At 63.5% G+C, this 12,328-nt stretch carries 13 protein-coding genes; 6 read left to right on the top strand and 7 right to left on the bottom strand.

Going from position 1 to position 12,328, the window contains the following annotated elements; translation table 11 throughout:
* Positions 1–212 precede the first annotated feature (212 nt).
* The 5 genes from rluB to AC3RCM_RS07300 all read right to left on the bottom strand — a co-directional run bounded on the left by rluB (position 213) and on the right by AC3RCM_RS07300 (position 4,656).
* Positions 213–1,280 carry a 23S rRNA pseudouridine(2605) synthase RluB gene (gene rluB, locus AC3RCM_RS07320; RefSeq protein ID WP_064492119.1) on the bottom strand — a complete coding sequence of 356 codons (1,068 nt, stop codon included), beginning with the start codon at positions 1,278–1,280 and terminating at the stop codon, positions 213–215.
* A 267-nt stretch (positions 1,281–1,547) separates the two neighbouring features.
* Positions 1,548–2,315 carry an SMC-Scp complex subunit ScpB gene (gene scpB, locus AC3RCM_RS07315; RefSeq protein WP_492629450.1) on the bottom strand — a complete coding sequence of 256 codons (768 nt, stop codon included), beginning with the start codon at positions 2,313–2,315 and terminating at the stop codon, positions 1,548–1,550.
* Entirely contained in the window at positions 2,302–3,156 is an 855-nt protein-coding gene (locus tag AC3RCM_RS07310; RefSeq protein ID WP_020192616.1) for a segregation and condensation protein A, read from the bottom strand. Before AC3RCM_RS07310 ends, scpB begins: the two co-directional genes overlap by 14 nt.
* The gene (locus AC3RCM_RS07305; protein WP_003254544.1) at positions 3,153–3,782 is read right to left on the bottom strand and encodes an L-threonylcarbamoyladenylate synthase; all 630 of its coding nucleotides are present in this window, start codon (positions 3,780–3,782) and stop codon (positions 3,153–3,155) included. Before AC3RCM_RS07305 ends, AC3RCM_RS07310 begins: the two co-directional genes overlap by 4 nt.
* Before the next feature lie 13 nt (positions 3,783–3,795).
* Entirely contained in the window at positions 3,796–4,656 is an 861-nt protein-coding gene (locus AC3RCM_RS07300) for a PHP domain-containing protein (protein WP_020192615.1), read from the bottom strand.
* Positions 4,657–4,723: 67 nt separating this feature from the next.
* On the opposite strand from AC3RCM_RS07300, the gene AC3RCM_RS07295 reads away from it, so the two are divergent.
* From AC3RCM_RS07295 to AC3RCM_RS07275, 5 genes are all read left to right on the top strand, one after another.
* The gene (locus AC3RCM_RS07295; protein WP_010955188.1) at positions 4,724–5,317 is read left to right on the top strand and encodes a septation protein A; all 594 of its coding nucleotides are present in this window, start codon (positions 4,724–4,726) and stop codon (positions 5,315–5,317) included.
* 1 nt (position 5,318) lies between these two features.
* Positions 5,319–5,618 (top strand): YciI family protein, encoded by a 300-nt coding sequence (locus AC3RCM_RS07290; RefSeq protein WP_003254549.1) that lies wholly within the window; start codon positions 5,319–5,321, stop codon positions 5,616–5,618.
* A gap of 783 nt (positions 5,619–6,401) precedes the next feature.
* Positions 6,402–7,079: a response regulator transcription factor gene (locus tag AC3RCM_RS07285; protein ID WP_064492117.1), complete on the top strand. Its 678-nt coding sequence runs from the start codon at positions 6,402–6,404 to the stop codon at positions 7,077–7,079.
* A gap of 158 nt (positions 7,080–7,237) precedes the next feature.
* Positions 7,238–7,654 (top strand): Spy/CpxP family protein refolding chaperone, encoded by a 417-nt coding sequence (locus AC3RCM_RS07280; RefSeq protein WP_014590086.1) that lies wholly within the window; start codon positions 7,238–7,240, stop codon positions 7,652–7,654.
* A 58-nt stretch (positions 7,655–7,712) separates the two neighbouring features.
* Positions 7,713–9,053, top strand: a complete 1,341-nt coding sequence (locus tag AC3RCM_RS07275) for a sensor histidine kinase (RefSeq protein WP_239607175.1) — start codon at positions 7,713–7,715, stop codon at positions 9,051–9,053.
* A 130-nt stretch (positions 9,054–9,183) separates the two neighbouring features.
* Here the strand turns inward: AC3RCM_RS07275 and AC3RCM_RS07270 are convergent, their stop codons facing one another.
* Positions 9,184–9,741, bottom strand: coding sequence for an NAD(P)H nitroreductase (locus tag AC3RCM_RS07270; protein ID WP_003254557.1), 558 nt, complete (start codon positions 9,739–9,741; stop codon positions 9,184–9,186).
* 102 nt (positions 9,742–9,843) lie between these two features.
* On the opposite strand from AC3RCM_RS07270, the gene AC3RCM_RS07265 reads away from it, so the two are divergent.
* A complete protein-coding gene (locus AC3RCM_RS07265; RefSeq protein WP_004576878.1) occupies positions 9,844–11,298 on the top strand; it encodes a TrkH family potassium uptake protein in 1,455 nt (484 codons plus the stop codon).
* Here AC3RCM_RS07265 and AC3RCM_RS07260 read toward each other — a convergent pair.
* A complete protein-coding gene (locus tag AC3RCM_RS07260; protein WP_409322491.1) occupies positions 11,255–12,316 on the bottom strand; it encodes an AraC family transcriptional regulator in 1,062 nt (353 codons plus the stop codon). The genes AC3RCM_RS07265 and AC3RCM_RS07260 overlap by 44 nt on opposite strands.
* Between the last annotated feature and the right edge of the window lie 12 nt (positions 12,317–12,328).

The raw sequence follows: 12,328 nt of genomic DNA, 5'->3' as shown, positions 1-12,328 counted from the left end.
GCCGGCAAGGTTTGTTTACACGATCGGGCTTGATCTGAAATGCGGGCTGAAAACAGCCACATTCGTACAGTTTTCTTTACATGGCGGATCAAGAACTTGCCAGTCGTCCGAAAAATTCTTTCTGCTCAATATCTTGGGCCGCTTGGCGCGCATTCCCGCAGGCATAAAAAAACCAGCCCGAAGGCTGGTTCCTTGATTACCACGCTGGCTTATCAGCCACGCGGCTTGCCGCGACCACGGCCTGCCGGCTTGTCACCATCAGGCTTGCCCGGACGCTTGCGCATCTCGCTCGGGCGCTCAGCCACCGTGCTGCCACGGGTGGGTTTGCGCGGCGCTTCTTCACGCGGCTGACGCGCCGGGCGTTCGCCAGTAGCGGCACCTTCGTGGGCCGGGCGCAGGTTGCGCACGCGCTCGCCACGGCCCAGCGGGCGGGTCGATTTGCGCTGCAGGCGCTCCATCTTGTCCTTGGCCTTGAGCTTCATGGCTGGCAGCGCGACCGGCTGCAGGCCGACTTCGGCGGCGAGGATGTCGATTTCGCCCTGGGTCATTTCGCGCCAGCGGCCCATCGGCAGGTCGGAGTTGAGGAACACCGGGCCGAAACGCACACGCTTCAGGCGGCTGACCACCATGCCCTGGGATTCCCACAGGCGACGCACCTCACGGTTACGACCTTCCATCACCACGCAGTGGTACCAGTGGTTGAAGCCTTCGCCACCCGGTGCCTTCTGGATATCGGTGAACTTGGCCGGGCCGTCCTCCAACATTACGCCGGCTTTCAGGCGCTCGATCATCTCGTCGTCGACTTCACCACGCACACGTACCGCGTACTCACGGTCCATCTCGTAGGATGGGTGCATCAGGCGGTTGGCCAGTTCACCGTCGGTGGTGAACAGCAGCAAGCCAGTGGTGTTGATGTCGAGACGACCGATGTTGATCCAGCGGCCCTCTTTTGGCCGTGGCAAGCGGTCGAACACGGTCGGACGGCCTTCCGGGTCGTCACGGGTGCAGATTTCGCCGTCGGGTTTGTTGTACATGATCACCCGGCGGGTGGCCTCGGCGGCCTCCTCGCGCTTGATCAGCTTGCCGTCGACGGCGATGGCGTCGTGCAGGTCGACGCGCTGGCCAAGGGTGGCCTCGACGCCGTTGACCTTGATGCGACCCTGGCTGATCCAGGCCTCGACGTCACGCCGCGAGCCCACGCCAATGCGCGCCAGCACTTTCTGCAGCTTTTCGCCGGATGGCGGGGTGACTTCGGTTTCTTTCAGGTCTTGCTCACTCATCTGGGCACCTCCCGGTGTAGGAATGAAAACAGGTTTCTGGCGACGAACGCGCCAAAAGGCCGCGCATCATACGCGGTTCATCAGGGGAACGCACTGGAGGGTAGAGGGTTTTGTGGGGCTGGGCATGATTTTCTGCCCAGTGGGCTTTGTGCTGGCCTCTTCGCGGGCACGCCCGCTCCTACAGGTACGTGCGCAACCTTCGGGACCTGTGATACCCCTGTGGGAGCGGGCTTGCCCGCGAAGAGGCCAGCACAGGCAGCAGATCAATCAGGGCTGAGCCTTGATCTCCTCCTCCACCGGAGGCTCAGGCTCTTCTCCCCGCAAATCATCAAAATCGGTTTTCAAACCGTCTTCCATGGCATCCAGCTCCACCAACAGGCTACGGAAACTGGTCTCCTCTCTCGGCTCACCAACCTCCTCTTCCCCAAGGCTGGCATCCGCCAACGCCTGCAGGTGCGCAGGCACCGGCGCATCATCCGGGTCAAGTTGCGGCGCTGGTTCCATTTCGCGCAGCTCGGCCAAGGCCGGCAGGTCCTCAAGGCCCTTGAGGTTGAAATGGTCGAGAAACGCCTTGGTGGTGGCGAACATCGCCGGCCGCCCGGGCACTTCGCGGTAGCCGACCACGCGAATCCAATCGCGCTCCATCATGGTCTTGATGATATTGCTGTTCACCGCAACGCCCCGCACGTCCTCGATTTCACCACGGGTGATCGGCTGGCGGTAGGCAATCAGGGCCAGAGTCTCAAGCAGCGCTCGCGAATAGCGCTGCGGGCGCTCTTCCCACAGGCGCCCGACCCAAGGGGCATAATCCTCGCGAATCTGCAGGCGATAGCCGCTGGCCACCTCCTTGAGCTCGAACGCACGGCCATCGCACGACTTGCCCAGCACCTCCAGGGCCTGCCTGAACACCTTGGGCTCGGGGCGCTCGGCCTCCTCGAACAGCTCGTACAGGCGCTCCAGGGATTGCGGCTTGCCCGAAGCGAGCAAGAAGGCTTCGATCAGCGACGCCAGGTCGCGGGGTTCATTCAGGTTCATTGGGTTCTTCAACTGGCGCCGGGCGAAGCCGCACGTGAATGGCGGCGAAAGGTTCATTCTGCACAAGTTCGATCAGCGATTCCTTCACCAGTTCGAGAACGGCCATGAAGGTCACCACCACGCCCAGCTTGCCCTCCTCGGCAGCGAACAGCGCGATGAACGGCACAAAGGCACCGCCCTTGAGACGCTCCAGCACCTGGCTCATGCGCTCGCGGGTGGACAAGGTCTCACGGGTGATCTGATGGCTTTCGAACAGGTCGTTGCGGCGCATCACCTCGGCCATGGACATCAGCAGCTCTTCCAGGCTGACCTGAGGCAACAGCTTGCGTACCTTGGCCTGCGGCGCTTCCAGGCGCGGCACCACCACCTCGCGCCCGACCCGTGGCAATTCGTCGATGCCCTCGGCGGCAGCCTTGAAGCGCTCGTACTCCTGCAGGCGGCGGATCAGTTCGGCGCGTGGATCACCCTCCTCCTCCTCGACGTCGGCGGAACGCGGCAGCAGCATGCGTGACTTGATCTCGGCCAGCATGGCAGCCATCACCAGGTATTCGGCGGCCAGTTCAAGGCGCACGCTTTTCATCAGCTCCACATAGCCCATGTACTGCCGGGTGATCTCGGCCACAGGGATGTCGAGGATGTCGATATTCTGCTTGCGGATCAGGTACAGCAACAGGTCCAGCGGGCCTTCGAAAGCTTCGAGGATGACTTCAAGGGCGTCCGGCGGAATGTACAGGTCCAGCGGCAGCTCGGTCAGGGCTTCACCATAGACCAGCGCCAACTGCAGTTGCCGAGGCTCCTCGACCCGTTCGGCCGGCGCCTCAGGCGCTTCCAGCTGGCTCACGCGTTGACCAGGAACGGCGTGGGGTCGCCACAACCTTCGCGGATCAGTTCCGGTTCGTCGCCGGAGAGGTCGATGATGGTCGACGCCTTGAGATCGCCGAACCCGCCATCGATCACCAGGTCGACATGGTGCTCCAGCCGTTCACGGATCTCATAAGGGTCGGTCATCGGCTCGCTGTCGCCCGGCAGGATCAGGCTGACGCTCATCAGTGGCTCGCCCAACTCGGCCAACAAGGCCAGGGTGATGGCGTGGTCCGGTACACGCAGCCCGATGGTGCGACGCTTATCGTGCAACAGCAGACGCGGCACTTCACGCGTGCCGTTGAGAATGAAGGTGTAAGGCCCCGGTACATGCGCCTTCAGCATGCGGAAGGTGCCGGTGTCGACCTTGGCATACAACCCCAGTTGCGACATGTCGCAGCACATCAGGGTGAAGTTGTGCGTCTTGTCCAGCCCGCGCAGGCGCCGCACCCGCTCGATTGCCGACTTGTCGCCTATCTGGCAACCCAGCGCATAGGCCGAGTCCGTCGGATACACCACCACGCCCCCCTTGCGGATGATCTCGACGGCCTGTTTTATCAGGCGCGCCTGTGGGTTCTCCGGATGAATCTGGAAAAATTGGCTCACGTAATCGTCCTGTTCATAGCGCCAAAGGCTGTTCATGGCTGAATCGACGCCACAAAGGTGGCAGATCCTCGGGCAAAGGCCGATAGGCACCGATCTCGCCCCAGGTGCCGGGGCCGTGGAAGTCACTGCCAGCGCTTGCCAGCAGGCCGAACTCACGGGCAAGGATGGACATGGTGCCCACTTGCTCGGCAGGCATCATCCCGTTGACCACTTCAAGCGCCTGCCCTCCTGCCTGAATATAGTCGGCAATCAGCCGCCTGCGCTTGCTGCGGGTCAGGTCGTAGTGCATGGGATGCGCCAGGCTCACCCAGGCGTTGGACTGCCTCAGCGTGGCAACGGTTTCGTCGAGCGTCGGCCAGTGCTGCTTGACGTCGCCCAGCTTGCCGGCGCCCAGCCACTTGCGAAACGCTTCACCACGGTCCTTGACGTGCCCGGCCCGCACCAGATACTCGGCAAAATGCGGGCGCGCCGGGGCATTGCCGCTGTCACCCAGCTCGTGCTGCACGGCGCGCGCGCCTTCGAGCGTGCCGGGCATGCCCTTGGCCGCCAGCCGTCTGTCGATTTCTTCGGCACGCAGCCAGCGGCCTTGGTGCAGCGCTTGAATCGCCGCCAGCAATGGCGGTGCGTCGAGCGGGAAGTCATAACCCAGCACATGGATGGTCGCGCCGCCCCACGTGCAGGACAGCTCCACCCCGCTGACCCAGCGCATACCCAGGTCAACGCAGGCCTGGCGCGCTTCGGGCAGGCCTTCGAGGGTGTCATGGTCGGTCAGTGCCAGCGCTTGCACCCCATGCTCATGAGCCCGGGCAACCAGTACCGAAGGCGACAGGGCGCCGTCGGAGGCCGTGCTGTGACAGTGCAGATCAACATTCATAGAGGAGCGCTTTCGCTGGAATCGATGTTTGTTATTATGCCGTCACATCCCGATTCTGGCTGCCATTGTGAAACAATTCATCGATTTCATCCCGCTGCTGCTGTTCTTCATCGTCTACAAGCTTGACCCGCGCCCCATGGAAGTCGCCGGCCATCACTTCGAATTTGGCGGCATCTACAGCGCCACGGCCATGCTGATCATCAGCTCGCTGGTCGTGTACGGCGCACTGTTCCTGCGCCAGCGCAAGCTGGAGAAGGGACAGTGGCTGACGCTGATCGCCTGCCTGGTGTTCGGTGGCCTGACCCTGACCTTTCACAGCGAAACCTTCCTCAAATGGAAGGCTCCTGTCGTGAACTGGCTGTTTGCCCTGGGTTTTGCCGGCAGCCACTTCATCGGCGATCGGGTGCTGATCAAGCGCATCATGGGCCACGCCCTGACCCTGCCTGATGCCATCTGGACGCGCCTGAACCTGGCCTGGATCGCTTTCTTCCTGTTCTGCGGCGCGGCCAACCTGTTCGTCGCCTTCACCTTCCAGGACTTCTGGGTGGACTTCAAGGTGTTCGGCAGCCTGGGCATGACCGTGATCTTCCTGGTGGCGCAAGGCGTGTACCTGTCGCGCCACCTGCACGATGACCCTTCTACCTCCAAACCCAAGGATTGACATGCTCTACGCCATTATCGCCAGCGACGTCGCAAACTCCCTGGAAAAGCGCCTGGCTGCCCGCCCGGCGCACATCGAACGCCTGCAGCAGCTCAAGGCCGAAGGCCGCGTGGTTCTGGCGGGCCCACACCCGGCCATCGACAGCAACGACCCGGGCGAAGCGGGTTTCAGCGGTAGCCTGATCGTTGCCGAATTCGAGTCGCTGGCAGCCGCGCAGACCTGGGCCGATGCCGACCCGTACATCGCTGCCGGCGTGTACGACAAGGTTGTGGTCAAGCCGTTCAAGCAAGTACTGCCTTGACCTGAGACGGCACGGCCCTCTTCGCTACAAGGTACCCACAAACCTTCGGATCTGTGCGATCGCCCGTAGGAGCGGGTTCACCCGCGAAAGGGCCGGTCCTGCTGGCCAATCTCCATCCGCCGTTCACCGTTGCCGCCGCTACCGTATTCGCGGGTAAACCCGCTCCTACGATGGTGGTGGACACACGTCGGTGGTTGGACACAGCCCCTTGTAGGAGCGGGTTTACCCGCGAAAGGGCCGGGCCTGCTGGCCAATTTCCACCCGCCGTTCACCGTTGCCGCCGCTACCGTATTCGCGGGTAAACCCGCTCCTACACAGATTGGTGGTGGACACATGTCGGTGGTCGGACACAGCCCTTTGTAGGAGCGGGTTCACCCGCGAAAGGGCCGGGCCTGCTGGCCAATCTCCATCCGCCGTTCACCGTTGCCGCCGCTACCGTATTCGCGGGTAAACCCGCTCCTACACAGATTGGTGGTGGACACACGTCGGTGGTTGGACACAGCCCTTTGTAGGAGCGGGTTCACCCGCGAAAGGGCCGGGCCTGCTGGCCAATCTCCACCCGCCGTTCACCGTTGCTGCCGCTACCGTATTCGCGGGTAAACCCGCTCCTACACAGATTGGTGGTGGACACATGTCGGTGGTTGGACACAGACCGCTGTAGGAGCGGGTTTACCCGCGAAGAGGGCCACGCGTTACCAGCAGTTATACTCAGGCCATCAGTCTGCGGTATCTTTGCCACTGGCGGACCGAATCACCGCCGTCAATGGTTGAATTGAGTGAGTCATGAGCGAGCTGTTACTGATTGATGATGACCAGGAACTGTGCGAGCTGCTCGGCAGCTGGCTGACCCAGGAAGGGTTTTCCGTGCGTGCCTGCCACGATGGCCAGAGCGCACGCCAGGCCCTGGCTGAGCATGCCCCTGCTGCCGTGGTACTGGATGTGATGTTGCCCGACGGCAGCGGCCTGGAGCTTCTCAAGCAGCTGCGCAGCGAGCATGCCGAGCTGCCGGTGCTGATGCTGTCAGCCCGCGGCGAGCCGCTGGACCGCATTCTCGGCCTGGAACTGGGCGCTGACGACTACCTGGCCAAACCCTGCGACCCGCGTGAGCTCACTGCCCGACTGCGCGCGGTACTGCGCCGCAGCCACCCCACCGCCACGACCAGCCAGATGGAACTGGGTGACCTGGTCTACAGCCCTGCGCGGGGCGTGGCCAGCATCGATGGCCGCGAAATGACCCTGACCCTGTCCGAAAGCCGTATTCTTGAAGCGCTGCTGCGTCAGCCCGGCGAGCCGCTGGAAAAACAGGAACTGGCGCAGATCGGCCTGGGCCGCAAGCTGACCCTGTACGACCGCAGCCTGGACATGCATGTCAGCAACCTGCGCAAGAAGATCGGCCCCCACGCCGATGGCCGACCACGCATTGTGGCGTTGCGTAGCCGTGGCTATTACTACTGCCTGTAAACACACCGGGGCCACTGCGCGCCCCTTCGCGGCACAAGGCCGGGCTGCACGGCCCCATCATCTTTACTTTGCCTTTACCATCCCCTGACTGCGCTTGACGGTGATCTCCCTAGACTGTGCTCATCCGGTAATCACCGGCCTATGAAAGGAGAGACACCATGCGCAAGACCCTTATCGCCCTGATGTTCGCTGCCGCTTTGCCGACCGTGGCCATGGCCATGCCTGACGGCGGCCCGCGCCACGACGGCCCGCATCATCGCGGTGATGCGCCTTTCCACCAACTGGACCTGAGCCGCGATCAGCGCCAGCAGATCGGCAAGCTGATGGGCGAGCAGATGCAGCAGCGCCGCGACATTACCGAGCGCTACCTGTCCAAACTGCCGGCCGCCGACCAGAAGGCCATGAAGGATGAGCTGCAAGCCAGCCGCGACAAGACCGACAGCGCAGTGCGCAAGTTGCTCACGCCTGACCAGCAGAAGAAGTTCGATGAACTGCAAAAAGAACGCGCCGCCAAGAAAGCCGAGTGGCAGGAGTTCCAGGCCTGGAAAGCTGAAAAAGGCGCCAAGGCCCAGTAAGCTGTCCGCCCCGTGCCCGGCCCGCCTCACTGCGGGCCGGGCTTTTCCCGTTTAGGAGGTGCACTTGCGTTCACTGTTCTGGCGCATCCTGGCCAGTTTCTGGCTGGCCATCACCCTGGTCGCAGGCCTGTCGATCCTGCTGGGGCACATGCTCAACCAGGACGCCTGGATCCTCAGCCGTCACCCGGGCCTGAATACCCTGGCCAGCAAGTGGACCAAGCACTACGAGCAGGAAGGCCTGGAGGCGGCACAGCACTTTCTGGAACGACGCAAGGACCGCTACAAGATCGACGTGCAGGTGCTCGACGATAGCGGTGAAGCCGTGGTGCCCGGTACCTTCCCACGCCGTGCGGCAGCCTTCGAAGCGCGCCAGCACAACGACCAGCGGCGCTTGCCATGGCGCCGGCTGACCGAGGAATACACCAGCCCCGACACCGGCGAAACCTACTTGCTGATCTACCGCATCCCCCACCCGGCGCTGGATGCCTGGCACCGTGAAAGCCTGCTGTGGCCACTCAGCGCCCTGGGCATTGCCTTGGTCGTGCTGACCCTGTTCAGCCTGCTGGTGACGCTGTCCATCACCCGCCCGTTAAGCCGCCTGCGCAGCGCCGTACACGATCTGGGCCAGACCACCTATCAGCAGAACAGCCTGGCACGGCTGGCAGCGCGGCGCGACGAGTTTGGCGTGCTGGCCAAGGACTTCAACAAGATGGGCGCGCGCCTGCAAAGCACCATTGGCAGCCAGCGCCAGCTGCTACGCGATGTGTCCCACGAACTGCGCTCGCCGCTGGCCAGGCTGCGTATTGCCCTGGCCCTGGCCGAACGCGCCGAGCCTGAGCAGCGGCAAGCGCTGTGGCCACGCCTGACCCGCGAGTGCGACCGCCTGGAAGACCTGATCAGCGAAATCCTCGCCCTGGCCCGAGTGGATGCCGAACAGGCTCATGCCGAACCCGTCGACATCAATGCCTTGCTCGGCAGCGTACGCAAGGACGCCCTGCTGAGCGCACCGGAGCAGGACGTGCGCCTGGAGGCGCAGCCGGGGTTGAGCTTGCAGGGTTGGCCAACGCTGATCGAGCGTGCCGTGGACAACCTGCTGCGCAATGCCCTGCGCTTCAACCCGGCGGGCCAGCCGGTCGAGGTCAGCGCCGCACGCGAGCAGGACCGCATCGTGATCAGCGTGCGTGACCATGGTCCTGGGGCGGCAGCGGAGCACCTGGCGCAACTGGGTGAGCCGTTCTTCCGCGCGCCAGGGCAGGAAGCACCGGGGCATGGCCTGGGGCTGGCGATTGCGCGCAAGGCCGCGGAGCGCCATGGCGGTAGCCTGGTGCTGGAGAATCATCCACAGGGTGGGTTTGTGGCCAGGCTGGAGTTGCCCCTGGCTGAAGCGACAGGCAGTTGATGGGGTGTAAAGGTACCTGGCCTCTTCGCGGGTTAACCCGCTCCTACAGGGGATGTGGATGCCGTTGTAGGAGCGGCTTCACCCGCGAAAAGGCCGGAAGCCTTGATACCTGAATCAGCCCAAGGCCAGGTTACTCACCCCAGCCACTGACGAAATCAGCCGTTTCCAGCACCGGCGCTGTCCGCGGCTCGGTCAGCGGCGTGCCGACGTACAGGTAGCCGATCAGCTCCTCGTTCTCGGCCAACCCCAACCCCTTGTGCACATGGGCATCGAAGGCCATGTCACCGGTACGCCACACCGCGCCGATCCCCTGCGCGTGCGCAGCAATCAGAATACCGTGCGCCGCACAGCCCGCCGCCAGGCGCTGCTCGGACTTGGGCACCTTGAAGTGGTCCTGCAACCTGGCCACCACCACGATCAGCAACGGCGCCCGCAGCGGCATCGCACGGGCCTTGTCCAGTGCAGCCTGGCTGGCATCGCCCTTGTGCTGCACGGCTTCGGCGAACAGCTCACCCAGCTTCTCGCGGCCCTGGCCTTCGATGGTAAGAAAACGCCACGGCCGCAGCTGGCCGTGATCCGGGGCGCGCAGGGCAGCCTGGAACAGCGCCTCGCGCTGGGCGGCATTGGGCGCCGGGTCGGTCAGGCGTGGCACGGAAACACGGTTGAGCAATGCGTCGAGAGCCTCCATCGGCTACCCTCCTGGCAGTTGAATGTGCGGCCATTCTAGCGTTTACATCACCAGACCCATAGGTAGAATGGCGCCCTTCCGTTTCGAGTCTGAGCAGATCACATGGCGTTGCCGACCTTAAGGATCATTGGTTTCATCATCGGCATCTTCCTGATTACCCTGGCCGTCGGCATGGCCGTGCCCATGGCGACCCTGGTGATCTTCGAGCGCACCGGTGACATGCCGTCGTTTCTCTGGTCGAGCCTGATCACCTTCATCGCCGGCCTGGCCCTGGTGGTGCAGGGGCGCCCGGAGCATGTACACCTGCGCCCGCGCGACATGTACCTGCTGACCGTCAGCAGCTGGCTGGTGGTGTGCGTGTTCGCCGCGCTACCGTTCCTGCTGACCCAGCACATCAGCTACACCGACGCCTTCTTCGAAAGCATGTCAGGCATCACCGCCACTGGCGCTACCGTACTCAGCGGGCTCGATAACATGTCACCGGGCATCCTCATGTGGCGCTCGATGCTGCACTGGCTCGGCGGTATCGGTTTCATCGCCATGGCGGTGGCGATCCTGCCGCTGCTGCGCATCGGCGGCATGCGCCTGTTCCAGACCGAATCGTCCGACCGCTCGGAAAAAGTCATGCCGCGCTCGCACATGGTCGCCAAGTCGATCGTGGCGGTTTACGTCGGTTTCTCCATCCTTGGTGCGTTGGCCTTCTGGTGGGCAGGCATGAGCCCGTTCGATGCGATCAACCACGCCATGTCAGCTATCTCTACGGGTGGGTTCTCCACCTCCGACCAGTCGTTGGCAAAATGGGATATCCCGGCCGTGCACTGGGTGGCGGTGGTGGTGATGATCATGGGCAGCCTGCCGTTCACCCTTTACGTAGCCACCCTGCGCGGCAACCGCAAGGCGCTGATTCGTGACCAGCAGGTACAAGGCTTGCTGGGCATGCTGGTGGTCACCTGGCTGGTACTGGGCACCTGGTACTGGTACAGCACCAACCTGCACTGGCTCGACGCCCTGCGCCATGTGGCGCTGAATGTGACCTCTGTGGTCACCACCACCGGTTTCGCCCTGGGGGACTACAGCCTGTGGGGCAACTTCTCGCTGATGCTGTTCTTCTACCTGGGCTTCGTTGGCGGCTGCTCTGGCTCGACCGCCGGCGGTATCAAGATTTTCCGCTTCCAGGTGGCCTACATCCTGCTGAAGGCCAGCCTCAACCAGCTGATTCACCCGCGCGCGGTGATCAAGCAAAAATACAACGGTCATCGCCTCGATGAAGACATCGTGCGTTCGATCCTGACGTTCTCGTTCTTCTTCGCCATCACCATTTGTGTCTTGGCGCTGCTGCTGTCGCTGCTGGGCGTGGACTGGATGACTGCGCTGACCGGTGCCGCCGGCACGGTTTCGGGTGTAGGCCCAGGCCTGGGTGAAGTGATCGGCCCGTCGGGCAACTACGCCACGCTGCCTGACGCGGCCAAATGGATTCTGGCGGCCGGCATGCTGCTGGGTCGCCTGGAAATCATCACGGTGTTGGTGTTGTGCATGCCGGCGTTCTGGCGTCACTGAGCACTTCGCCTTCCGCGCCCAGGCGGGCGCGGTACTCGCTGGGCGTGGCATCGAACCAGCGGCGAAACGCCCGATAGAAGTTGCTGGGGTCGGCAAAGCCCAGCAGGTAGGCGGTTTCCAGCAAGGTCATACCCGGCTGGGCCAGGTATTGTTCGGCCAGTTCGCGGCGGGTGTCGTCAAGCAAGGTCTGGAAGCTGGTGCCTTCCTCCTGCAGCCGCCGTTGCAAGGTGCGCTGCGACAGGTGCAGGGCCTGGGCCAGGGTTTCGCGCTTGGGCTCACCCTGCGGCAGGATGCGGCACAACACCTGGCGCACGCGGTGGCTGACCCGGGTTTCTGAGAAGCGTGCCAGGTACTCGCCGGCAAACCGGTCGTGCAGCACCGCCATGGCCTCGTTGGCGGTCGGCAGCGGCGCCTCCATGTCGGCCCGCTCGAACACCAGCGCATCATGTGGGGCGCCGAACACCAGCGGCGAATGGAACGCCACCTTGTAAGGCTCGACATTCTTCGGCTGCGGCCCCTGCACCAGTACCCGCCGCGGCTGGACCGGCCGGCCACTGAGCCATTTGCACAGCGCCAGCGCACAGGCCAGCGACGCTTCGGCGCTGTGCCGGGTTGGCGGCAGGTGGTCGCCGTGCACGGTCAGAATCAGCGAATAGCCCTCGGGGCCGAGGACGAAACTGAGGTCGGAGCTTTCGGCGATGATGCGCTGGTAGCGCACCAGGCGCTTGAAGCCCTCGGCCAGGGTGCGGCTGGACATCAACGCATAGCCCACCACATGGAACGACGCCGGGCGAACCACCCGTGCCATGTTCAGGCCGATGGCCTCATTGCCCGACAGCTCCACCGCCAGCTGCCAGAGGCGGGTCATGGAGTCTTGCGGAAAACGTGCATCGGGGTCGTCGAGGGCGGCAAAGTCCAACCCCAATTGCTTGAACATGGCTCTGCAATCCAGCCCTTCCAGTTCAAGTGCCTTCACGATCCCTGATGCCCAACTGGCTGACGTTGTTCTTTCGCTCATGACAGGCTTCTT

This window comes from Pseudomonas sp. GW823-FHT05G12 (genome assembly GCF_058795575.1).
This window is presented reverse-complemented; position numbering and strand designations above follow the sequence as displayed.